This is a genomic window from Ochrobactrum teleogrylli, from assembly GCF_006376685.1.
Lineage (GTDB): Bacteria > Pseudomonadota > Alphaproteobacteria > Rhizobiales > Rhizobiaceae > Brucella > Brucella teleogrylli.
In genome coordinates, this window is the sequence record NZ_VEWL01000003.1 from 301,141 (window position 1) to 325,038 (window position 23,898).

A 23,898-nucleotide genomic window follows, 5' to 3' on the forward strand; every position below is an offset into this window, starting at 1 on the left:
TTTCGTGGTCGTGCGGACAGATGTCCCGATTCGTACAGCCCGCTCAAGGGAGTTAGGCAGCTTCGGCCTTCGGTCGCATTGCACCCGTCATCAGAGCCACAGCGTCCGACATGGAATATTCCTTCGGGTCAATCACCGTCAGGCGACGTCCGAGCCGGTGAATATGAATCCGATCGGCTACTTCGAACACATGCGGCATGTTGTGCGAAATGAGTACGATGGGCATGCCCCGTGCCTTCACGTCGAGGATCAGTTCCAGCACGCGGCGCGATTCCTTGACGCCAAGCGCTGCCGTCGGCTCATCCATGATCACGACCTTGGACCCGAAAGCGGCAGCGCGCGCCACGGCAACGCCCTGACGCTGGCCGCCGGACAGTGTTTCCACCGCCTGACCGATATTCTGGATGGTCATCAGGCCCAGCTCCGTCAGCTTGTCGCGGGCGATCTTCTCCATCGCGCCGCGATCGAGCATGCGAAACAGCGAACCGAGCGGTCCCTTGCGGCGGATTTCCCGCCCGAGAAACAGATTGTCAGCGATGGAAAGCGCAGGCGACAAAGCGAGGTTCTGATAAACCGTCTCGATGCCCGCATGGCGTGCTTCCATCGGCGAATGGAAACTGACCGGTTTTCCGTCGAGCTTTATCTCGCCTTCGTCGGGCTTGATCGCGCCAGACAGCGCCTTGATCAGCGAGGATTTACCGGCGCCATTGTCGCCGATAACCGCGAGGATTTCGCCCGGATAGAGATCGAAATCGGCATGGTCGAGCGCGGTAACGCGCCCGTAACGCTTGACCAGACCCTTTGCCGAGAGAACAGGTGTAGCCGAGGTTTTCATGCGGCAGCCTTTCTGATCCATTGGTCGACAGCGACGGCGGCGATGATGAGAACGCCGATCAGGAGATAGGTCCATTGCGGATCGGTGCCCCACAGGCGCAGGCCAAGCGAAAATACGCCGACGATCAGCGCGCCGAACATGGTGCCGAGGATCGAGCCGCGCCCGCCGAAGAGCGAAATGCCGCCGATCACCACAGCCGTGATGGATTCGATATTGGCGAACTGGCCTGCGGTCGGCGACACGGAGCCAAGGCGGCCAATCATCGCCCAACCGGCCAGAGCGCAGATGATACCGGCCAGAACATAGACGGACATCAGGATCGGTTTGACCGAAACGCCCGACAGCTTTGCCGCCTCCGGATCGTCGCCAATGGCATAGACATGACGGCCCCAGGCGGTGTGGTTCAGCACATACCAGAGCAGCAGCACCAGAAGCACCATGGCGATGACGCCATAGGTGAAGACAGCGCCACCGAAACGAATGCTCTCGCCGAAGAATTGCAAGATTGGCGCTTGCGCGGTTATTTCCTGCGCGCGGATGGTTTCATTGGCCGAATAGAGGAAATTTGTGGCCAGAATCACCTGCCACATTCCGAGCGTGACGATGAAGGGCGGCAGGCGGACATAGGCCACCAGAAAGCCGTTGATAAAGCCGCACAACGCGCCGGTGGCAAAGCCAAGCACGATGGAAAGCTCGGCTGGCAGGCCATAGCGGAATGTGAACTGGCCCATCACCACCGATGACAGCACCATGATCGCGCCGACCGAAAGATCGATACCGGCGGTGAGGATAACCAGCGTTTGCGCTGCGGCCACGATGCCGGTGATGGCGACCTGCTGGAGAATGAGCGTGAGCGCGAAGGCGGAGAAGAACTTGCCGCCCAATGTGACGCCGAACACCACCAGCGACAGGACCAGCACGATCAGCGGCACGGCTGCCGGATTGTGATGCAGGAAATTCCGCATCCGATAAAGCGCCGACTGGTCACCCGCATCAAAGGAGGCCACGTCGGATGCGCTTTGCGAAAGGGTCGTTTCAAACGCCTGCATCGACGGTTTTTGTGCAGCGGAAGCCGCCTCTGGCTCACTCATGATTATCTCCTGCTTTCAGCTGCAAAACGGTCCGGCAAATCTGACGATCCTCCGGACCGATATTTCAAAAGATCAGCCCCAGCACTTGTCGAGCGCAGTCTTGGTATCGATGGACGGAACGCCATCGACAGGCTTGTCCGTCACCAGCGTCACGCCCGTATCGACGAAGGTTTTGCCTTCCGTCGGCTTTGGCTTTTCGCCGGTATCGGCAAATTTCTTGATCGCTTCGATGCCGAGCGACGCCATCTGCAACGGATATTGCTGCGAGGTTGCGCCGATCACGCCAGCCGCAACGTTCTTCACGCCGGGGCAGCCGCCATCGATGGAAACGATCAGCACATCCTTTTCACGGCCCACAGCCTTCAGCGCTTCATAGGCACCGGCGGCAGCAGGTTCGTTGATCGTGTGTACAACATTGATGTTCGGGTCCTTCTGGAGAAGGTTTTCCATGGCGCGGCGACCGCCTTCTTCGTTGCCGTCGGTCAGGTCGCGACCGGCGATGCGCGGATCGTCCTCGTCGCCAAGCTTGTTCTTGTCTTTCGGGTCGATGCCGAAGCCGACATCAAAACCCTGATCGCGCAGAACATCCACGCTTGGCTGCGATGCGGTCAGGTTGAGGAAGGCGACGCGCGCATCCTTGGCCTTGTCACCAAGCGCTGCTGCGGCCCATTTTCCGACCAGTTCTCCGGCCAGGAAATTATCCGTTGCAAAAGTCGCGTCTGCCGCATCCGCCGGTTCCAGCGGCGTGTCGAGCGCGATAATCAGAAGACCCGCGTCACGCGCCTTTTGCAGCGTCGGCACGATGCCCTTGGTGTCGGAAGCGGTAATGAGAATGCCCTTGGCACCATCGGCGATGCAGGTTTCGATGGCCGCTACCTGACTTTCGGAATCGCCGTCGATCTTGCCCGCATAGGTCTTGAGATTGACGCCCAACTCCTTGGCCTTGGCGACAGCGCCTTCCTTCATCTTGACGAAAAAGGGATTGGTGTCGGTCTTGGTGATGAGGCACGCGCCGACATCGGCAGCATGCGCTGGAAGTGCGGCAGCACCAAGCGTGAAGGCAGCAAAGGCCGCCGACAGAACTGTCTTCTTCATGAACTCCTCCCAGAGTGAAACCGGTCCTTCTTCCCCCGGCATGGTTGAAGCAAAACACGGCTTCGAAACAGAGTCAATTAATAAATCCACTTGATTTATTAATGTATTGTGTCACTCTCGCCCCGGAGGAGAGAGCCGAGGGAGACACGACGCCACGTTGAAAAAGCGCGCATCTCGCTGCTTAAGCTTTTGTTTTTATTTCATATCCCACAGAATGAGGCTTTTTCTCCTGCGATGAATGGGTTAGGAACCTCGCCGTGTCCTAACACTACAGTTGCAAATTCGTCAGGCCGTGGCGAAACGAGTGATTTTCGAGCACCGGAGCGGAGCGTACTTAAAAGTACGTGAGCACCGAAGCACAGGAAATTGCTCGATGCAGACCGGCATCACGAAGAATGCAACTGGGTGTTAAGCGTGGGATCTGGGAGAGAAAATGGTCAGGCATCATCCGGAACAGGACGTTTCCGAGCCAAGGGGCGGCCCGGCAGGCTCGCCCGGCCCTGCCATGCAGAAATTTGCCGAACCGGGCGCGAGTATCAATCGCGGTTCCAACCAGATCGGCGTGCGCGCCTATAATGAGCGGCTGGTTCTGGCGCTTGTGCGCAGGCATGGCGCGCTGGCCCGAGCCGATATTGCACGCCTGACCGGACTTTCGGCGCAAACTGTTTCCGTCATCATCCGCGCGCTGGAAAAAGACGGGCTGATCACGCAAGGCGAGCGCGTGCGTGGGCGCGTCGGCCAGCCCTCCATGCCGATGCGGCTTGCAGCAGACGGCGTTTTTTCCTTCGGCCTCAAGATCGGGCGGCGCAGCGCGGAAATCATCCTGATGGATTTTCTGGGCGCGATCCGCGAACGCAGGCATATCACCTATCGCTGGCCGGTGCCCGACGAAATCCGCCGTTTCGCCTTTGACAGCATTACCGCCTTCACCGCCGCACTTGATCCGGACAAGCGCGATCGCATTGCGGGCCTCGGCATCGCGCTGCCGTTTGAACTCTGGAACTGGGTGGAGGAAGTGGGCGCGCCCGCCGCCGACATGAATGCGTGGCTCGATGCCGATCTCGTCAACGATTTCGGCGCGGTCTTTCCGTTCCCCGTGTTTCTTCAGAATGACGGCACGGCGGCCTGTGGCGCGGAACTCACCTTCGGGCGCGGGCCGGAATTCACCGATTTCGTCTATTTCTTCATCGGCTCGTTCATTGGCGGCGGCGTGGTGCTGAACAACACGCTTTATCCGGGACGCACAGGCAATGCCGGTGCGCTCGGTTCCATGCCGATGTGCATGCGCAGCGCCGAAGACGGACGCGCGACATTGCAGCTGATCGATACCGCCTCGCTTTTCGTGCTGGAGCGGCTGTTGCAGGAGAGAAATATTTCGTCCGACGATCTCTGGCTATCGCCCGAAAGCTGGCACAATTTCGGCGAACCGCTCGATGCTTGGATCGCACTTGCCGCGCGGGGGCTTGCCCATGCGGCGGTGGCGGCTGCGTCGATCATCGATTTTCCTGCGGCCATCATCGATGGATGGTTGCCGGAAGGCGTTCGCCATCGCATTGTCGAAGCGACGCGGGCCGAACTCTCCCGCCTCGACCTACAAGGCCTCAGCGCGCCGGAGATCATCGAGGGCAATGTGGGCGTCCACGCCAAGGCCATGGGCGCCGCAAGTCTGCCGCTCTCCAACCGCTATCTGTTCGACCAGAGCGTGCTGTTCAAGGATGCAGGCTAGCGCCCTTGATGGCCTTGTCTATATCCTTTTTCGGGCCGTAAAGCGCCAGTCCGACCAGATCGGGTGCATCTGCCGGTTCTGTCTTGAACACGGCGCGATTGGCCTCGTCATGGCCGGTCTCAAACATGGCCCGCACATAGGGTGCGCGCACCAGATCACGCTGGATCGACTGCTGCCAAGCCCGTTGCAAAATTTCCGGCGTTGCCGAGAAAATCAGCATCGGCTGCCCCAGAAGCGGCGCATGGCGGCGGCCCGACGCATCCTCATAAGGCGTGCCCATCGTATCAGGCACCGCGCCTGATATGCCGGTTGCAATGAAGGCGGTCACGTTCAATTTCTGCCAGACCGGCAAATCGTTCAGAACAAGAATGGCTACTTTGGTATCGAAAAACATCGGTGCTTCCTCTTTTCGAGAAAAGACCTAGCCCTTTGCCGCTGCAATTTCTGGAACGTTTGTGCGTCCCCGGCGATAAGCCGCCGGTGTCATGCCATAGGCGCGCCGGAACCAGCGCCCCATATGGCTCTGATCCGCAAAGCCGCTGAGCGCCGCTGCCTCTGCCGGGGGCGTCTTTTCCCGCAACAAACGGCGCGCTTCGGCAAGCCGCAGTTGCACCAGAAAGGCATGGGGCGATGTGCCGAATTCGCGCCGAAACCCGCGCGAAAGCTGGAACCGGTCCGCAGCACCTGCAACTTTTGCCAGCTCGTCCAGCCCGAACTCTTCATCGAAGCGCGCGCGCAGATAGTCCATCGCGCGGGCTGCAACGGGATGTGGCACCGTCCCCATCTCCGGTCTGGCCTGCCCGAGATGCCGCGCCAGATGGTGGGTCACCTGATCGCGATAATCCTCGACCATCAGCTGCGGCGCTTGCAGAAAGATCGCTTCGCAGGCGCGTGCTATGGCCTGAAACAGCTGCTGGTCATCGGCCAATGTTTCCCGAAAGCCGATATGCGCATCATTGCCGCCCATCGCATCGCGGATCAGCGATTGCGGCATATAAAGCATGTTATAGGTGAAGCCATCCGCCTTTACCGCCTGCCCGTCATGGCGCTCGCCCGGCTCGATGAGAATCACCCGGCCCGGCGTGCTCTGCCGCCGTTGTCCACGACAGAAAAAGTCCTGCACGCCCGCATGGGTCACCCCGACGAGCCATTCGTCATGGAAATGCATGTCATAGGCATGGCTGTGGAAACGCGCGGCAACAGCTTCGAGGCCGGTGGCATCGTTGCGTTTCAGGCGCATGATGTCGCGGGCGTCATGGCCATGGTGGTTCGTGTCAGTCATCGGGTAAATTTGTAGCACATCGCTGCACAAACACACGCTTTGTTATTTTCAATCAATAAGTTTGATCTATGTTGTCTTGCAATGACCGCAAATGCCAACACATTGACTGCTTAATTCATTGAATCAAACGGGAAAGATATGACCGTCAAAACGATCGCAACCACGCCATACCAGGACCAGCAGCCGGGCACTTCAGGCCTGCGCAAGAAGGTTCCCGTATTCCAGCAGCCCAATTATGCCGAAAACTTCATTCAGTCGGTTTTCGATGTGTTGGACGGGTTTGAAGGCAAGACGCTTGTGGTCGGCGGCGACGGACGCTTCTATAATCGCGAAGTGATCCAGAAGCTCATCAAGATCGCGGTAGCCAACGGCTTCGGTCGCATCATGGTCGGTCAGGGCGGCATACTTTCCACGCCAGCCGCATCCAACATGATCCGCAAATACAAGGCATTTGGCGGCATGGTGCTTTCGGCCAGCCATAATCCCGGCGGACCGCAGGAAGATTTCGGCATCAAGTACAATATCGGCAATGGCGGCCCGGCACCGGAAAAGATCACCGATGCGATCTTCGCCCGTTCCAAGGTGATCGACCAGTACAAAATCGTCGATGTGGCCGATATCGATATCGACAAGCTCGGCAGCACCAAGCTCGGTGACACCGAGATCGTCATTTTCGATCCGGTGTCCGATTATGCCGAGCTGATGGAAAGCCTGTTCGATTTCGACGCCATCCGCGCCATGATCAAGGGCGGCTTCGCGCTCAAATTCGACGCCATGCATGCCGTGACCGGTCCTTACGCCAAGGAAATCTTCGAGCACCGTCTCGGTGCGCCGGACGGCAGCGTCGTCAATTTCGTGCCGCTGCCGGATTTCGGTGGGCATCACCCCGATCCGAATCTCGTCTACGCAAAAGATCTCTATGATCTGCTGATGTCGGATAAGGCCCCGGATTTCGGCGCAGCCTCCGATGGCGATGGCGACCGCAACCTGATTATCGGACGCGGTATTTTCGTTACCCCGTCCGACTCGCTCGCCATGCTTGCCGCCAATGCGCATCTGGCACCCGGATATAAGGGTGGCATCAAGGGCATCGCCCGTTCCATGCCAACTAGTGCTGCCGCCGACCGTGTGGCGGAAAAGCTCGGCATCGGCATCTATGAAACGCCGACCGGCTGGAAATTCTTCGGCAATCTGTTGGACAACGGCAAGGTCACGATCTGCGGCGAGGAAAGCTCCGGCACCGGCTCCGACCATGTGCGCGAGAAGGACGGTCTCTGGGCGGTGCTGCTCTGGCTCAATATTCTGGCCGTGCGCAAGGAAAGCGTGAAGGCCATTGTCGAGGAACATTGGGCGCGCTTCGGGCGCAATTATTACACCCGCCACGACTATGAGGCGGTCGATTCGGATATCGCAAAAAAGCTGGTGGCTGACCTGCGCGCCAAGCTTTCGAGCCTGCCGGGCACCACGGTCAACGGTCTGAAGATCGAGAAAGCCGACGATTTCGCCTACCATGACCCGGTCGACCATTCGGTCAGCGAGCATCAGGGCATCCGCATCTATTTCCCCCATGGCGGGCGCGTCGTGCTTCGCCTCTCGGGCACCGGCACTTCAGGCGCCACCATCCGCATCTATATCGAGCGCTACGAAGCGGACACCGCCAAGCACAATCTCGATACGCAGGAAACGCTTGCCGCGCTGATCGACGCTGCCGAGCAGATCGCCGAAGTGAAGAAGCGCAGCGGACGCGATGCGCCGACGGTGGTCACGTAATAGGGGAATAGGGGAATAGGGGAATAGGGGAATAGGGGAATAGGGGAATAGGGGAATAGGGGAATAGGCTAGTAAGGCCGAAACTTTATTCAAGCGCCCTTTTCACTTATTCCCCTACTGCCTTACTCCCCTACTCCCTTAATCGAAAACAATCGCCGGTGCTGGTCGGCCAGCACCATTGCCGCCCTTCATGTTTTCCCAGACCTTGGACGCGATATCGCGGTAGATTTTCGCGTGTTCGCTATCCGGCTCGACCACCGTGACCGGTGTGCCATTATCCGAATGGGCGCGGATATCCATATGCAGTGGCACTTCGCCGAGGAACGGCACATTGAGGCGTTCGGCCTCCTTGCGCGCGCCGCCGTGACCGAAAATGTCGTAGCGCTTGCCCGTATCAGGCGCGATGAAGTAGCTCATATTCTCGACAATGCCGAGCAACGGCACATCGACCTTGCGGAACATGGACAAGCCTTTGCGCGCGTCGATCAGCGCCAGATCCTGCGGTGTCGACACGACAACCGCGCCAGCCAGCGGCACCTGCTGCGCCATGGTCAGCTGCGCGTCGCCGGTGCCCGGAGGCATATCGACGACCAGAACATCAAGCTCGCCCCAGGCCACTTCGCGCAGCATCTGCGTCAGCGCCGACATGACCATCGGACCCCGCCAGATCATCGGCGTTTCCTCATCGACCATAAAGCCCATCGACATGACCTTGAGGCCATAATTTTCCATCGGCTTCAGGATTCGTCCCTCGATCGTTTCCGGTCGACCGGAAAGGCCCAGAAGTCGCGGCATGGAGGGGCCGTAAATATCGGCATCGAGAATGCCGACCTTCAGGCCATTGGCCTGCAAGCCGAGCGCCAGATTGACCGCCGTGGTGGATTTGCCAACGCCACCCTTGCCAGATGCGACGGCGATGATCGCGCCGACGCCCGGAATGCCGGGCTTGGCTGCTGCACGTTGTGGCTGCGGCGGATGGCGATGCTGTGCGGGTGCGGCAGCGGCAGCGGCAGGGCGCGGTTGCGGCTTGGGCGGCGGCGGAGCGTCGTCGCTGGTGCGGCCGCCTCTCTTTTCCGCCGTCAGCGTGACCAGCGCGCCGGAAACACCGGGGATTTCCTTCACGGCCTTTTCCGCTGCAAGCCGCATCGGCTCCAGCGCATCCGCGCGCTGCGCGGGAACCGTGATGGAGAAGAAGACCTTGCCGTCGGCAATAAAAATATCCGATACCAGTCCGAGCGACACAACATCGCTTTCGAAGTCCGGTCCCGTCACGGTCTTCAGCCGTTCCAGAACCTGTTCGCGCGTTACGCTTGCCATTTCGATTCCTTTAGTGAAGGCAGTAAGGCAATAGGTGAGTAAGTGAGTATGTATAGAACATATTGCCCTACTGCCCTATTCCCTTATTCCCCTACTCCCCTAATCCCTTTTCACCAAGAGGCCAATGCTCATTCTGGGCCTCATTCGGCGCACCCTTCAGGCCGCTTCCTCGCAGACGGCGGCTTCCGGGCGGTGCCCCATGAGATAAAGCGCGCAGGTGGTGCGCAGCATGGAGGCGAAATTCGGGATCGCGCCATTGGCTTCCAGCGCTTCATCATAGAGCGTCGAGATGAAGCGCGGCGTGGTCAGATTCTGGCTGGCTGCGATCTCATCCAGCAGTCGCCAGAAGGTGGCCTCCAGCTGAATACTGGTGGAATGCCCGCCAATGCGCACAGAGCGATTGATCTGCCGGTAGCCTTCCGGGTCCTGCTCGGCGAAAACCTTGCACATGGGTTCCTCCATTACAGAGCACATCCCGAAAAGTGTGAAACGGTTTTCGGAAAAGATGTGCGCAAAAATAAACTTCAGAGCGCCGATCTGTTTCCAGATTGAATAGCGCTCCCTTGAGAGCACGAACTGCGCTGTGGTAGCCGATTGCCACCACGCCGTCGTTTTTTCTTTCATAATCGACAACCAGTGAGACAATCGCAAGCCGCTTTTGCTGAAGCGCTGCCAAAAATGACATGCAAGAAATAGGAGTCACTTGTGGCTAAAGCCATCCATTCGATGATCCGTGTTCTCGATGAGGAAAAATCCGTTTCCTTCTACCACCAAGCTTTCAAGCTCGACATTGCAGAACGCATTGATTTCGAAACCTTCACGCTGATTTATCTGCGCAATGCAGAAGCCGACTTCGAAGTCGAGCTGACCGTTAACAAGGGTCGCACCGAACCCTACAATCTGGGCGACGGCTACGGTCATCTTGCTGTGGTCGTGGACGATGTCGACGCCGAACATGCGCGCTTCACTGCGCTTGGCTTCAAGGTCGGCAAGCTTGTCGATTTCAAGAACAACGGTGTGCAGCTTGCCCGCTTCTTCTTTGCCGAAGATCCGGATGGCTACAAGATCGAAGTTCTGCAGCGCGGCGGCCGTTACCAGTAAGCCGCCCGGCACCATATCGCCTGTCATGGCCGAGAGGAGCGGCCACGACAGACGCCAGCGTTCCCGGTGACGAAAATGCGCCGGGTGCGCGCAGCCAGTCCATTCATTCCGGATGGGCAAGCAAAGGAGGAGAACCGAATGACAACCGTTTTCGACGGTCTTTCCACCCACGAAAAGAAGAAGCTCTCCCGCCGCGACCTCTTGAAGCGCGGTGCGGGCCTGAGCCTTGGGGCCATGCTGGTCATCAGCGGCAATGCCGTTATCTGCCCGCAATTTGCATGGGCGCTTGAAACGACAACGCTCAAGCCCGAAACCATGGCGACGCTGATCCAGCTCGCACGCGATATTTATCCGCATGACAAGCTTCCCGACCGGTTCTACGCCATTGCCGTCAAACCCTACGACGCGGATTCCGCCAAGGATGAAACGCTGAAAAAGCTGATTGAGGACGGTGTTGCCGATCTGGACAAACGGGCCGGAGCCGGAGGCTATCTGGGTCTCGGTTGGGAGGAAGAGCGCGTGGCGATCCTGCGCGATATTGAACAAAGCCCCTTCTTCCAGAAGGTGCGCAGCGGACTTGTGACCGGCCTTTACAACCAAAAGGATATCTGGCCGCTCTTCGGCTACGAAGGCGAAGCCTATTCCAAAGGCGGTTACATCCAGCGCGGCTTCGACGATATCGAGTGGCTTTAGAGCATTTCCAGCAAAGGTGCGTAGCGTCTACGCGGGGAAATCAGCCCACGGGACTGAATTCTGATCCCGCTTCGATGCGTAGGATAATGCGTAAAAGCAAAAGACCGGATCAAGCTCAACCGAACCAAATTCAAAGCGGCATCACCGTTCGGCAAGCGCCAAGCGCTTTGCGGACACGGCGAAGCATTGGGAGGAAACCATGGCTGCTCCATATGATCTCAAGGACGACAAGGTCGTCGTCATCATCGGTTCAGGTGCTGGCGGCGGTACGCTCGGCAACGAACTGGCGCAGAAAGGCATCGACGTCGTTATTCTGGAAGCCGGAAAGCGCCACGAATTCGAAGACTTCATCAATGACGAATGGGACAGCTTTGCGCAGCTCGCCTGGCTGGACAAGCGCACCACATCCGGCGACTGGCGGGTCGCGAAGGATTTCCCAAATCTGCCCGCATGGATCGTCAAGGCGGTCGGCGGCACCACCACGCACTGGGCTGGCGCATCGTTGCGTTTTCAGGAACACGAATTCCACACGCTGACGAATTACGGCAAGCTGGAAGGCGCGAATCTCCTCGACTGGCCGATTACCCTTGCCGATCTGGAGCCTTATTACACCAAGGCCGAGGACAAAATGGGGGTGACGCGCACCAACGGCATTGAAGGCCTGCCCGGCAACAACAATTTCAAGGTGATGAAAGCCGGTGCCGACAAGCTCGGCTACAAGGAATGCCATACCGGCCGCATGGCGATCAATTCTGCGCTGCGCGATGACCGCATGGGCTGCCAGCAAACCGGCTTCTGTTTCCAGGGCTGCAAATGGGGCGCGAAATGGTCGACGCTCTATACCGAAATTCCCAAGGGCGAAGAGACCGGCAAGCTGGAAGTTCGTCCCGAATGCACAGCGCTCAAGATCGAACACAATGCGGCTGGCAAGGTGACGGGCGTTCTCTATGCCGACAAGGACGGCAAGCAGCATCTGCAAAAAGCGCGTGTGGTCTGTGTGGCAGGCAATTCGATCGAAAGCCCGCGCCTGCTGCTCAACTCGGCCTCGTCGAAATTTCCCGACGGGCTCGCCAATTCATCGGGACAGGTCGGACGCAATTATATGCGGCACACGACGGGATCGGTTTACGCTTCGTTCGAAAAGCCGGTTCACATGTATCGCGGCACGACCATGGCAGGCATCATCCGCGACGAAGCGATCCACGATCCGAAGCGCGGCTTTGTCGGCGGTTATGAAATGGAGACCATTTCGCTTGGCCTGCCCTTCATGGCGGCGTTCCTTAATCCGGGCGGCTGGGGTCGAAGCTTTACTTCGGCGCTGGATGATTATGTCAACATGGCGGGCCTCTGGATCGTTGGCGAGGACATGCCGCAGGAGAACAACCGCATCACATTGAGCAAGGACGTGAAGGATGAGCATGGCCTGCCGGTGCCGGATGTTCATTATAGCGACCACGCGAATGACGTCGCCATGCGCACTCATGCCTATGCGCAGGGCAAGGCGCTCTATGAAGCGGTCGGTGCGGTTCGCACCTTCCCGACACCGCCCTACCCTTCCACCCATAATCTCGGCACCAATCGCATGAGCGAAAAGCCGCAGGACGGCGTGGTCAACAAGCACGGGCAGACGCATGACATCAAGAACCTGTTCGTTTCCGATGGCAGCCAGTTCACGACCGGCGGCGCGGAAAATCCGACCCTGACCATTGTGGCGCTCGCCATCCGTCAGGCGGATTACATCGCCGAGCAGATGAAAAAGCGGACGATCTGAGCCGCGACCGGCATTCTCCCCCGACTGCCCGCAATGATGAAACCGGCGCGACCAATTCGCGCCGGTTTCGTTTGATGCTTGGCAAAGATGCCTGGCTTCGACTAGATAGGCTCCGCGACACAGGGAGACGCCGTAGGTTGAAGTTTAGCGCGCGCCAGTTTCGGAGCAATCTCGCCATACGCCTCCTGAGCGTATTGGCTCTGATGTTCGTGGCCTTCGCGCACAAGCCCATCGACCTCAATGCTCCCGACAGCTATCAGCTCGCGCAGTATCAACTGCCGGATGGCACCTATCCCGTTCTTTGCATCGGTAACCAGGGTGAAAAACAGAATCATCAGGGGCATGACAAGCATGTAAGCAGCGAAAGCTGCGAGGCCTGCCGTATTGCCTCCGGCTTCCTTTGTCCGACACCGGAAAGCTCGACCGCTCCCTCGCCGCATGTCGCGATCACCCATTGCTTTGCACCGCCACAGCTTGCATTATTCCGCAGTGTCTACCCGCCTTCGGCGCCGCCGCAGGCTCCGCCTATTGTTTGATTAAAAATTTTTAGCCGTGCGCCTTTTCTCAAAAGGTGCGCCTTCCTTTTTTAAACTTCAGGTTTATCAGAATGAAAAATCATCGTCTTTTCGCGTCCGCAATTTCGCTGGCAGCTCTTTGCCTTTTCGCAAGCCTGGCCAATGCCCATTCGTCGCTCGACCAGAGCGAAGCCAGGGCTGGCAGCTTCTACAAGGCCACTTTCCGCATTCCGCACGGCTGCGACGGCAAGGCCACGACCGAAGTCAAAGTGGAGCTTCCCGAAGGTTTTGTGTCGGCGCAGCCGCAGGTCAAGGCTGGCTGGACAATCGAAACCGCCAAGGGCGTTTATGCCAAGAGCTACAAAGTGCATGGCAAGGATGTCACCTCCGGTATCAAGGAAGTGCGCTTCACCGAGGGCAACCTGCCGGGCGAGTTCTATGACGAGTTCACCGTTGTCGGCCAGTTGGCCAAGTTCGACAAGGACACCACGCTTTCCTTCCCCGTGACGCAGATCTGCGGCAGCGACGCTTCCGTCGCATGGACGGAAATTGCCAAAGACGGACAGAACCCGCACGAGCTTGAACATCCGGCCCCGCAGCTTCTTGTATTGGCGACGACCGGCGCTGACGAGCATGCAGGCCACGGTGGTCATGGTGACCACGGCGACGCGCACGGCAGCCATGCAGCCGAGCCGGTGAAACTTGGCGATCTCACCATCACATCGCCTTCGGTTCGCGCCATGGTGCCCGGCGCCAAGGTGGCAGGCGGTTTTCTGACAATCGAAAATGGCGGCAAGGATGCCGACAAGCTCATCTCCGTCAGCACAACGGGCGTAAAGCGCGTGGAAGTCCACGAAATGAGCATGGAAAACAATGTGATGAAGATGCGCAAGCTCGATGGCGGTCTCGACCTGCCTGCGGGCGAAACCGTCGAGCTGAAGTCCGGCGGTTATCACCTCATGTTCATCCAGCCGGAGAAGCCCTACAAGGAAGGCGAAACCGTACCGGTTACGCTCGAATTCGAAAAGGCTGGCAAGGTTGAGATCAACTTCCCCGTCACGGCCCAGAATGGCCAGACGAGCGAACATTCATCCGATCATTCATCCGATCATTCCGGCCACTGATTCCCGGAGCATGGGGCGCGGTGTCGTTCTCTCCCTCCTCCACCGGCATTGCGCCCGTTTGCCGCAACCGCTGTCTCCCCGCAGCGGTTGCGTTATCATTCGAATACTATAAACATGACTATAACAGTCTAGAATAATTCTACACTCTTGAAATCTCTCGGCTTTTTAAAAGTTGACCAATTGACTCCAGATCAATTTGCCGCTTTTATATAGCTCCGCGCAATCCTGCGCACCTTTGATGTCTGGGCCTTGAACCCTTTCGATTGGAGGACCCAATGGTTGGTCTCGGTGAATGCCGGTCCGCAAATATCGACGGCCTGCCCTGGCAGCTCAGTCTCTTGCCGACCGGATACTGCACTATACGCGGCGCGACGGAACGTCCCGCTCAGCGTAAACAGGGCAAGTCTCCTGTCTCGCATGCCTCTGCCGATGTTGCATCGTGGAGGCGCTCATGAATATGCGTATATCGCAGCTGAACGGCGCCAATAGCGCAGGCTATTTCGACCGCCTGCCGGAAAAGCTGGTGCTGGAAGGTTATCGCCGCTGGACTGCGGGTTTCGAGACTGGCTCGATCATCCCGTGGGAAATGACCTGGGGTCTCTATTCGGAAGTGCTCGGACCATCGGAAGCAAAGCGCGCTGTCGGTGAGCTTTCGCATTTCATCCGTGTGCTGCGTCATTGTGCAAGCTGCCAGTTGCGCGCTTTCCCGTTCGACTCGCATCATGTCTGCCGCGAGGAATGCCTGACGCTGGGGCTGATTTCCGGATTACATAATCAGGATGCGCTGCTGCTCGACACGTGTCTGGAAGCCATTGCCTGCAAACGGCGCTGCGACGATGTGGCAGCTGCCGCCAGCAATTTTGCCGAAGCTTTGGCCGATTTCGGCCAGACTTTGCTGCCAATACCGATTCACGCCATCGACACCGCTTTGAACATTACGCATCGCGCGACTTTTCACTGATCTGAAAATCCCAGCGTTTTGCGAACAAAGACGATTCTAAGTTTTAAGCCGCTGCGACGCAGCGCAAGGAGATCAAAATGCAGGCCAGAACCGAACGACGCCTCGGCATTGCCGCTGCCCTCGTACTGACCGTAGCAGCATTTGTCATGCCGGGCGTATCCACCCAGATCGCGCAAAACGACGTTGCGCCAGAAAAGCAGGTTCACATGGCTTCCGCCGAAAGCCTGCGCGCCGAGTTCCGTCATTTCGTCAGGCTTGGCGAAGCGATGCCGAAATCGGTTCGCTACGAATAGAATGCAAAAAAGGCCGTCTCTGACGGCCTTTTGTTTAAGCATTCATATCTTCGGCGCAGTTAGCTGACAACAATCGGCGCCTGCCCCTGTACGCGATTATACAGGTCGATAATGTCCTGATTCATCAGGCGGATACAGCCCGACGACATGGACTGCCCGATGGACCACCATTCCGGCGAGCCGTGGATGCGATAGCCGGTGTCGCGGCCATTCTGGAAAATGTAAAGCGCGCGCGCGCCGAGCGGGTTCTGCGGACCCGGCTCCTGACCATTGCGGTATTTTTCGAGTTCCGGCTTGCGCTGGATCATTTCCGGCGGCGGCGTCCAGCGCGGCCACTGCTTCTTGTACTGCACATTGGCGCGGCCCTGCCATTCAAAGCCCGCCTTGCCGATGCCGACGCCATAGCGCAGCGCTTCGCCGCCCGGCAGCACATAATAGAGGTAATGATCTTTCAGGCTGACGACGATAGTGCCCGGCGCCTGACCGGTCGGGTCTGGCACAATCTGGCGGCGGAACTGCTTCGGCACCTTGTCATAAGGAATGGCAGGCAGCGCGTAAGGCCCCTCCTGCACCGATGCATACATGACATCCGGCGTCGTGATGGCGCGATCAACACTGATCTGCGGACGCATCGGCGAGATGCCGCCTGTCGACATCGTATCTACCTGAAAGGCAGACATGTCCATCGTCTGCGAGCAGCCTGCGGCGCCACTCAGAACGACGGCCCCGGTGCCAAGCAGAAAACGGCGGCGGCTCAGAACATCACTCAACTTCGACATGCAAATCGCCCAAAACACAGGTGACAGGGAGCAGGCATCATGCCGCTCGGTATTAACCGTAATTTGCAGTCTTATGGTTGAGGAACCGTTAAACCAGGCATTTCTATACTCATAAAAGATTAGCGCAGGCGTAAAAACTCAACCGAGGGATGCAGCGTTTGAAAAGAAAAAGCCGGACGAACCGCCCGGCTTATTCAAGCAAATCGAGGAAAGATCAGTAGTCTTTTTCGTAGAAGATACCGCCGCTGGAATCACCCTCTGCGCCAAGCGACCCCTTCGCCTTGAGGTTTCGCGTGATGTCGAGATTGACGGTTCCCTTGGTCGAGCCGCCGGACCCCGCTTCCACACCCAGATAGATATTGTCGCGGATGTAGCGTCCGGCGCGAACGGCTGTCTGCCCCTTGCTGTCGGTCACGACATCAAGATCGTCGAGGCCAGTACTGGCGCGAAGCTTGTTCATGAGCGAATTGTTGGAGCCGCCCGCAAGTTCCGCTGCCGCAGCAGCAAGCTGTGCAATCTGGAACGCCGACAATTCACCGATGGAGCGCTTGAAGATCAGCTGCGCCAGCACTTCATCCTGCGGCAGTTCCGGGGACGAGGAGAAGACGATATTGAGATTATCGACCGTGCCCGTGACCGTGACGATGGCGGTGATTTCATTGCCTTCCGAACGGGCCACGAAATTGAGCTGCGGATTGAGGTCGCCAACCAGCGTGACATGCCCCTCATCAAAGGTGATGCGCTGGCCGAGAATGCCGATGCGACCGCGAATCATGTCGAAGGAACCAACCGGCTTGATATCGCTGACCGGCCCGGTGAGGCGCACGCGCCCGCCCAGTTCCGTATCGAGACCGCGACCGCGCACGAAAATCTGGTTTGGCGCATTGACGACGACATCGAGACGCGGTCCGGCTGAATTGGTCCGCGCCACCGACTTGGCCTTGCCCTTGCGGGTTTCGACCTTGGCGCGCTCCAGCGTCTTCGCAACATTTTTCGGCGTGTTCTTGTGCTCGACCGGCACATAGGTTGCGCCGCCACCGAGATTTTCCGGCACCGAGATTTCCGCACGTTCCACGTCTATCCGACCACCAATCAGCATGTCGCCTGCCAGCGGTCCGGTGATCGAGATGCCGCCATTGACCGTTGCGACGACAAGCTTGCCATCGGCATAACGGGCGCGGTCCAGCTTGATATCGATATTGGCCGGGAAATTCGCCGCTGCATTCGTGGAGATCGTGCCGCTTGCGGAAACGGAGCCGCCACTACCGAACGCAGCATTGACCTGCCGCAGCGTGATGGTTTCACCTTCCATGCTGCCCATGATATTGATATTGTTCACACGGACATTGGTTTCGGGATCGATGAAGGTCGCACCGCTGGTGGAGAACATGCCGCGCAATTGCGGGCGGTCGAAGCCGCCGGAAACGCTTGCGGTCAGCGTCAGTGTGCCATTGGCCTGCGCGCCGCGATCCGCCAGAAAGCGATTGGCGAGCGCCAGCGGGACGTTGCCGTTGACATTGACGCCAAGGCCCTGACCGGAGAACGGCACCTTGCCGCTCGCCGTGACATTGAGGCCCTGCGGGCCATCCACCGTCAGCGAGGAAATATCGACCGCCTTGGCGGCATAGCTGCCTGCTGCCTGAAGGCTGAGCGGCGCAAGGCCGTTTTCGCGCAGCGGCTTGGCAGCAAGGCCGGCCCCCTTGAGATTGAAGGTCGCGGCGGGATTGGTCAACGGGCCCGTCACGCGCGCCGTGCCGGTGACATTACCTGCGAGGTCCTGCCCTTTTACGGCGCCGTTCAGGATGCCGAGCGGCAGATTGGCAAGCGTCACATCGACGCCAAGATCGCCCTTGCCGAGCGGCACGCCGCCCTTCGCCGTGACGTCGATGCCATTGCCGCTTGCAGCGCCACCGGTTACCCGGGCGTCGATGTTGAGCCGGTCATTGGCCGACGTGCCCTTGGCATCGGCATTCAGCGCAGCGATGCCCTGTTTCTTCAGTTCAGCAGCCGTCACGCCACGCGCCGCCATATCGAAGGCGATATTGGGCGCATCGCGCGTACCGGTCACGCGGGCGGTCCCGTTGACAGTACCGCCAAGGCCGAGGTCCGGCTTGAAGGTGTTGGCAAGCGCCAGCGGCAGATCGGCAAGCGCCACCGACAGATCAAGGCGGTCATCGACCGAGCCGTTGATCTTGACCTGCCCCGCGCCTGCATTGGCACCGGTATTGATGATGATATCGCCAAAGGAAATCGCGCTGCCCTTCATGGCAATCGTCACCGGCTCGGCGAGATTGGCGCGAAGCGCACCCTGCTTCACATCTGCCGAGGCAAGGCCGAGTTCAAAGCCGCCATCCTTCGGCTCCAGCGAGCCGGCGGCATTGGCCACCGTGCCGATCTTGAGCTTCGTATTGGCGCTGAAATCGGTCTTCGTACCCGTGGCGTTTGCCTTGGCGTCGAAGGTGTCGATACCGAATGTGCCGACCATGATATCGCGCGCGGCAGCATTGCCGTCCACGACGGGCACGCCGAACAGATCCTGTGCGGTCAGCGCGATATTGGCGGACGCAATATGATTGCCATTGACCTTCACGCCCTTGGCGTCAGCTGAAACGGTTGCATTCTGCCGGTCGCCATCCGCTTGGAGCGCGATATCGGCATTGGCCGCCCCGGTTGCCTCGGCAAGAAACAGTGCGGCGGCAGTGGAGATATCCGGCGCGTCGAGCTTCAGCACGCCATTGAGCAAACCCTTGGCCGTCTGCGTGACATTGCCGGAAAGATGCGCCCCGCCCGCATTGAACAGAAGATTGGTCAGGCGCTTCTCGTCATTGACGATGTCGATCAGCGAACCCAGTTCAATGCGCTCTCCATTGAGGAAGGCATTGCCTGACAGCTTGCCGGACAGAGCCGCGCCGGTGCTCGCATTGCCATCGAGCATGGCGTTGAAATCAAGACCGGCATTGGTAAGCTTGCGGCCCGCAAGCGTGCCCTGTGGCGCGTCGGCCCGCAACGCCAGCGCTATCAGCTTGTCGTCACCGCGCGCACTGCCCTTGACCGTCATACGGCCCGATGCCTGCGGTGAAAGCAGCTTCATATCGGACAGCATCACGCCGAAATCGAAATTCGCCTTGTCCGATGCAAAAGAACCATTGGCGGTGATTTCGCTCAGCGCATTGCCGATGCGGAAATCGCGGGCGGAAAAACCTTCGGCGCTGCGACCGACAGCACCGGCCAGCCGCACTTCGCCGTCCAGAATATTGTCGACCGCCTCGGTGCCGGTGCGCATGTTTTGCGCCGTACCGTCGAGATCGAGATAGAATGCGCCGCTGATCGGGCGAACCGTGCCCTTGGCCTTGACGTCGATACTGCCCGCCAGTTCCTTGTCCGCCAAAGCGCCGAAGGGCGCAAGGCTTGCGACCTTGGCGGCGATATCGCCATTGAAGACGAAGTCGTCAATATTGCCCTTGAGATCAAGGCTGAGACCGTTGCCCTCGATATTCGCCTGTGCAAGTTCCACCGGAGAACCGGCGCGCCAGCCGCCATCAATGAGAAGCGCGATCTTGCTGCCCAGTGCCTGCGCCAGTTCTGCGCGTGGCGATGAAATGCCGTCCATGCCGCCCGTCACCTTGAAAGTGATGTGGCGGTTTGCGGCATCGTTGAGGTTTTCTGCAACGCCGCCCATGTCCAGCGCCACGCTGGAGGCGGCAATGGTCGCATTCTTCAAGCCGTTGACGGAAAACTGGCCCGTCCAGTCATTCGTCGGACGGTCGCCATAGGAAACCTGGAACCGCGCATTGTCGATATAGGTTTCGGCGCCCTTGACCGGCAGCAGCACACGGCCCTTGCTTTCATCGGCAATCGACGCGTCGATGCTGAGCTTGTTCAAAAAGTGATCATTGCCGGATTCGGCAGCAGCCTTCAGCTTCAGCGCGGCGCTTGTCAGCGCCAGATCATCGAGACGGAACCCGCCCGCATCTTTCAGGAAGCCATCGGCAGAAAGCACGGTTTCGGAACCGAAGAAGTCACGGAACACCGGCGGCACGAGAACAGCAATCGGCCCATTGAAGCGCGCTGCGAAAACGCGACCGCCATTGGGCGCTTCGCCCTGACGGTTCAGCGTGAATGCACCGGTCAGCGTGCGGCTGCCATTGGTGTCGAGCGCCAAATCCACTTTCAGATCATCAAGCGGGCCAGCGCCTGTCAAGGTGAGATCGACTGGCGGGCGACCGTCAATATTGAGCAAGTTGGCCACGATGCCATTGGCGGGTTCTGCAACTCTCAGATCAAGATCGACCTTTTGGTCAGCATTGGCATAGGCGGCGCGCAGGGTGAAACTGCCGCCGGGACCGTCAAGGCGCTTGATATCGAAGGACGAGTTCAGTGAACCATCGGCCAGCGAAAGGCTGCCGGTTGCGGAGACTTCCGATTCGAGGCCGAAAATCTCGGGGCCAAAACGCAGCCGCGCCACATCAAGCTGATCCAAACTGATGGAGATCGGCAGTTCCGGCAGGCTGAAGCTCGACGATTCCGGCGATGGCAGGCTGTTGTCCGGCAGCGGCTTGCGGGCAATATCGATGCGCTCCGCGCTCAGCGACTGAATGCTGAGTCGACCGAGCAGCAAAGCGGTGCGGCTCCAGTTCAGCTTGGCATTTTCGATCCGCAGCCAGACGCCTTCACGGTCGGCAATGGTGATCGAGCCGATGGAGGCTTCCGACGACAGGACGCCGCTGATGCCCGAAAGCGAGATACGGCGGTTCGGCGCGGAAAGCTGGCTTTCCACGAAAGACAGGAAATAGGATTTTTGCTCTTCGTTGCTTTCCGATGCTTCGGCCTGCTGTTCGCTCTGGCCCTGCGTTTGCGCATTTGCCGGGGCGACAATCGACGCCGTGGTCTGTGTATCCACGCCGATAAGCGTGACCCATGCGCCCGGAATGGCCAGCACGGCGGCCACAGCGGCGAGAATCAGGAAGAGGAAAACGGTGATAAATCTGGTCAAAACGCCTGTCCTATGCCCACATAGAATGCATAGCTCGGATCACCCGAGCGGCGGTTAAGCGGTATGGCGACGTCGAGGCGAATCGGCCCGAGGCCGGTCAGGTAGCGCAGACCACCACCGGCGCCGACGCGCATTTGTTCCGAGAAATCCGGAAACGATTTTTCGCCGACATAGCCCGCATCGACAAAGGCGACCGCGCCGATGGAATCGGTGATGCGGGTGCGCACCTCGCCCGAAGCTTCCAGCAGCGACCGTCCGCCGACGATGTTGCCGTTTCCGGCATCGACGCCGATATTGCGATAGGCATAGCCGCGCACTGAGCCGCCGCCGCCCGCAAGGAAGGACAGGCTCGGCGGCAAATCTTCAATCGAAGCGCCGACAATCGATCCCACTTTCACGCGCCCGGCCAGAATCACGCGATCCGTTGCACCAAGGCCGTAATAGGTGCGGCCCTCGGCGGTGAAGCGGGTGGCAAAATTGCCATAATGGAATTCGTAGAAGGGCTGGATATTGCCTTCCAGATAAAAGCCCGAACTTGGGTCCGGCTTGTTGTTGCGGCTGTCGTAAAGCACGCTGCCTTCCAGACCGGCTGTCGTGAAGTCACGGGGACCGAAAGGATAGTCCGTGTAGCGTCCCTGGCTCGCCTTGGCATAGATCGCGCCTGACAGTTCGTCGCTGAAAATCTGCGTGAAACCGGTCTTGGCGTTGATCGAGGTCTCGGTATAGGCGTCGAGCACTTCGCGCTTGGCGTCGAGCGACAGAACGAAATCCGTATCAGGCGTATAGACGCCGGGCTTCTTGAACGTGCCGCCGAGCAGATAGGTATAGTTCTGCGGATTAAACGAATTATCCTGCGAACCGCCAATGCCACTGACCTTGGCGTCGAAACGCAGGTTTTCACCCTTGCCGAACAGGTTGCGATGCATCCAGTAGCCGGTCACGCCGAAGCCGTCGATGGTCGAATATTCCGCACCGAAGCCGAACCGGCGGGGTTTGCGCTCCTGCACGTTGAGCGTCATCGGCAGGCTGCCATCCGGCTCGATGGTTTCGGCTTCCTCGAAACTCATCGCACGAAACACTTCCATGCGGCCAAGACGCTTCTTGGCTTTTTCGATATCGTCGGGGTCGTATTCCTTATCGGGAGTCAGTCCGGTCATCCAGGCGACGAATTGCGGGTCCATGCGCGCCGTGCCAACCACGCTGACCGGCCCATAATGCGCCTTGCGGCCCGGATCGAGCGCGACATCGGCGGCAACCGTGTTGCCGTCATGGTCGGCGACAACCTCTTCGCCTGTCACCTGCGCCTTCGGATAGCCCTGCTGACGCCAAGCCTCGACGGCAAGACGCTCGGCCTTGATGATCGTTCCAGAGCGCGCTACCTGACCGGGCGCGAAACCCGCATCTTCGGGCGATTGCACGACATCGCGCTTGTCGGTGGCGGGTGGCGCTATATTGGAAATGGCCGTGCGCGAAAACAGGAACTGCGGTCCCGGATCGACGGAAATCGCCACTTTCGCATTGTTTGGAATATCAGCGTCCGGCGGAATGTCGTTCGCCTCGCGGCCATCGACGAGAATCGAGATCGTGCCACCATAGCGGCCTTCACCGTAAAGGGCGGCCAGAATACGCCGATAATCGCCGCGCGCCTTGGCCAGCAGACCGGCGGAACCCGAGGCGGGCTTGTCCGCGTCGGTCACCAGACCGGATGCACCTTCAACGATGGATTTCAGATCGGCTTCGGTGCCATCCGCATTCTTGCGATCACCGGTGGTAGTGACCTCGACCTCATAGGTCTTCGGATCGATGATATCGGGATCGGTTTTCTTGTCTTCGCCCCAAAGACGGACGCCAAAAAGCTCAAACGCCAAAGCAGGCGACACGGTAAACGAGGAAAAATGCGCCGCCAGCAAAAGCATGGCAATGCCTTTTCCCTGTATCGTCCTGTTACTCCGAGTCATACGCGTTACTGTCCGGTTCCTGTCTATGCGGTCGCCTGGCAGCGTCCCGTTTCCATTTCCCACCCAGGACGTTTCAGGGATTACCATAGGGAGGTCGGGGGGCCAAGCAACAACCGAGGCTCAGGGCCTGCTAATTTGGTGAAAATGGTGTGAGACCATCCGTTTTCGGATACGAGGAGAAGAGGCGAAGGAAATGTAATCATTTTCGAGCCTTTTCGACAAAGTAGCCGGACGGATGGACCACATCCTCTGGACACCGAAATGACTGGCGATCTGCGGCGTCGAGCCGCTCGACCGGGGGAAACACCCCGTTCTTCACGCCTCTCCTTGCAAATCTTGTCATTTCTGGTGCCATTTCCATCAAATTAGCAGGTCCTGAGCCTACAGCTTAAGCTCTAGATATGAACGGATTCAGTCAAGGGAGTGTTAACGTTACCACAGCTTTACGCAACGCCCGGTCGCAGACGCGAAGACTTCGCGCTGAAAATGCAAAATATGAAGCGCACAAAAAAGGGAGGCGCTCCGGAGGGAACCGGAGCGCCACGCGGCTTTGGGGGGAGAGAGGGAGGATAAAGCCGCGATTCAAACCGTGTG

The 23,898-nt window shown here is 58.9% G+C and carries 19 protein-coding genes; 9 read left to right on the top strand and 10 right to left on the bottom strand.

The features are described from left to right. Positions 1-52 precede the first annotated feature (52 nt). From FIC94_RS07960 to FIC94_RS07970, 3 genes are all read right to left on the bottom strand, one after another. On the bottom strand, positions 53-835 hold the full coding sequence (locus FIC94_RS07960) for an ATP-binding cassette domain-containing protein (protein WP_109368111.1): 783 nt from the start codon (positions 833-835) through the stop codon (positions 53-55). Next, complete coding sequence (locus FIC94_RS07965; protein WP_140024497.1) at positions 832-1,926, bottom strand: ABC transporter permease; 1,095 nt, start codon at positions 1,924-1,926, stop codon at positions 832-834. Before FIC94_RS07965 ends, FIC94_RS07960 begins: the two co-directional genes overlap by 4 nt. A 72-nt stretch (positions 1,927-1,998) precedes the next feature. Next, complete coding sequence (locus FIC94_RS07970; RefSeq protein WP_140024498.1) at positions 1,999-3,021, bottom strand: sugar ABC transporter substrate-binding protein; 1,023 nt, start codon at positions 3,019-3,021, stop codon at positions 1,999-2,001. Between the two features lie 433 nt (positions 3,022-3,454). Here FIC94_RS07970 and FIC94_RS07975 point away from each other — a divergent pair, with 433 nt between their 5' ends. Next, positions 3,455-4,747 carry an ROK family transcriptional regulator gene (locus FIC94_RS07975; protein WP_140024499.1) on the top strand — a complete coding sequence of 431 codons (1,293 nt, stop codon included), beginning with the start codon at positions 3,455-3,457 and terminating at the stop codon, positions 4,745-4,747. On the opposite strand, the gene FIC94_RS07980 is transcribed toward FIC94_RS07975, so the two are convergent. Together FIC94_RS07980 and FIC94_RS07985 are read right to left on the bottom strand one after the other, a co-directional pair. After that, positions 4,731-5,141 carry a DUF2000 domain-containing protein gene (locus FIC94_RS07980; RefSeq protein WP_140024500.1) on the bottom strand — a complete coding sequence of 137 codons (411 nt, stop codon included), beginning with the start codon at positions 5,139-5,141 and terminating at the stop codon, positions 4,731-4,733. The two genes, FIC94_RS07975 and FIC94_RS07980, sit on opposite strands and share 17 nt — an antisense overlap. A 27-nt stretch (positions 5,142-5,168) precedes the next feature. Continuing rightward, on the bottom strand, positions 5,169-6,029 hold the full coding sequence (locus FIC94_RS07985) for an AraC family transcriptional regulator (protein WP_140024501.1): 861 nt from the start codon (positions 6,027-6,029) through the stop codon (positions 5,169-5,171). A 138-nt stretch (positions 6,030-6,167) separates the two neighbouring features. On the opposite strand from FIC94_RS07985, the gene FIC94_RS07990 reads away from it, so the two are divergent. Next, complete coding sequence (locus tag FIC94_RS07990) at positions 6,168-7,799, top strand: alpha-D-glucose phosphate-specific phosphoglucomutase (protein WP_140024502.1); 1,632 nt, start codon at positions 6,168-6,170, stop codon at positions 7,797-7,799. Positions 7,800-7,937: 138 nt separating this feature from the next. Here the strand turns inward: FIC94_RS07990 and apbC are convergent, their stop codons facing one another. Both apbC and FIC94_RS08000 read right to left on the bottom strand, forming a co-directional pair. Further along, entirely contained in the window at positions 7,938-9,116 is a 1,179-nt protein-coding gene (gene apbC / locus FIC94_RS07995; protein WP_140024503.1) for an iron-sulfur cluster carrier protein ApbC, read from the bottom strand. Positions 9,117-9,272: 156 nt separating this feature from the next. Continuing rightward, positions 9,273-9,566, bottom strand: a complete 294-nt coding sequence (locus tag FIC94_RS08000; RefSeq protein ID WP_006471202.1) for a ribbon-helix-helix domain-containing protein — start codon at positions 9,564-9,566, stop codon at positions 9,273-9,275. Positions 9,567-9,821: 255 nt separating this feature from the next. Between FIC94_RS08000 and FIC94_RS08005 the strand changes: the two genes are divergently transcribed. From FIC94_RS08005 to FIC94_RS08040, 7 genes are all read left to right on the top strand, one after another. Next, complete coding sequence (locus FIC94_RS08005; protein WP_140024504.1) at positions 9,822-10,217, top strand: VOC family protein; 396 nt, start codon at positions 9,822-9,824, stop codon at positions 10,215-10,217. Positions 10,218-10,355: 138 nt separating this feature from the next. Beyond that, complete coding sequence (locus tag FIC94_RS08010; protein WP_140024505.1) at positions 10,356-10,910, top strand: gluconate 2-dehydrogenase subunit 3 family protein; 555 nt, start codon at positions 10,356-10,358, stop codon at positions 10,908-10,910. A gap of 199 nt (positions 10,911-11,109) precedes the next feature. Further along, a complete protein-coding gene (locus FIC94_RS08020; RefSeq protein WP_140024507.1) occupies positions 11,110-12,681 on the top strand; it encodes a GMC family oxidoreductase in 1,572 nt (523 codons plus the stop codon). Between the two features lie 137 nt (positions 12,682-12,818). Beyond that, the gene (locus FIC94_RS08025) at positions 12,819-13,217 is read left to right on the top strand and encodes a hypothetical protein (protein WP_140024508.1); all 399 of its coding nucleotides are present in this window, start codon (positions 12,819-12,821) and stop codon (positions 13,215-13,217) included. Between the two features lie 71 nt (positions 13,218-13,288). Beyond that, on the top strand, positions 13,289-14,320 hold the full coding sequence (locus tag FIC94_RS08030) for a DUF1775 domain-containing protein (protein ID WP_140024509.1): 1,032 nt from the start codon (positions 13,289-13,291) through the stop codon (positions 14,318-14,320). 451 nt (positions 14,321-14,771) lie between these two features. Beyond that, on the top strand, positions 14,772-15,281 hold the full coding sequence (locus FIC94_RS08035; protein WP_171316895.1) for a hypothetical protein: 510 nt from the start codon (positions 14,772-14,774) through the stop codon (positions 15,279-15,281). 77 nt (positions 15,282-15,358) lie between these two features. After that, positions 15,359-15,574 carry a hypothetical protein gene (locus FIC94_RS08040; protein ID WP_109370136.1) on the top strand — a complete coding sequence of 72 codons (216 nt, stop codon included), beginning with the start codon at positions 15,359-15,361 and terminating at the stop codon, positions 15,572-15,574. 59 nt (positions 15,575-15,633) lie between these two features. Here FIC94_RS08040 and FIC94_RS08045 read toward each other — a convergent pair whose 3' ends face one another. The 3 genes from FIC94_RS08045 to FIC94_RS08055 form a co-directional block, all read right to left on the bottom strand. Further along, positions 15,634-16,353 carry a L,D-transpeptidase gene (locus FIC94_RS08045; protein ID WP_109368098.1) on the bottom strand — a complete coding sequence of 240 codons (720 nt, stop codon included), beginning with the start codon at positions 16,351-16,353 and terminating at the stop codon, positions 15,634-15,636. 214 nt (positions 16,354-16,567) lie between these two features. Beyond that, positions 16,568-21,253, bottom strand: coding sequence for a translocation/assembly module TamB domain-containing protein (locus FIC94_RS08050; protein WP_371830898.1), 4,686 nt, complete (start codon positions 21,251-21,253; stop codon positions 16,568-16,570). A gap of 89 nt (positions 21,254-21,342) precedes the next feature. After that, on the bottom strand, positions 21,343-23,304 hold the full coding sequence (locus tag FIC94_RS08055; protein ID WP_442945214.1) for an autotransporter assembly complex protein TamA: 1,962 nt from the start codon (positions 23,302-23,304) through the stop codon (positions 21,343-21,345). Between the last annotated feature and the right edge of the window lie 594 nt (positions 23,305-23,898).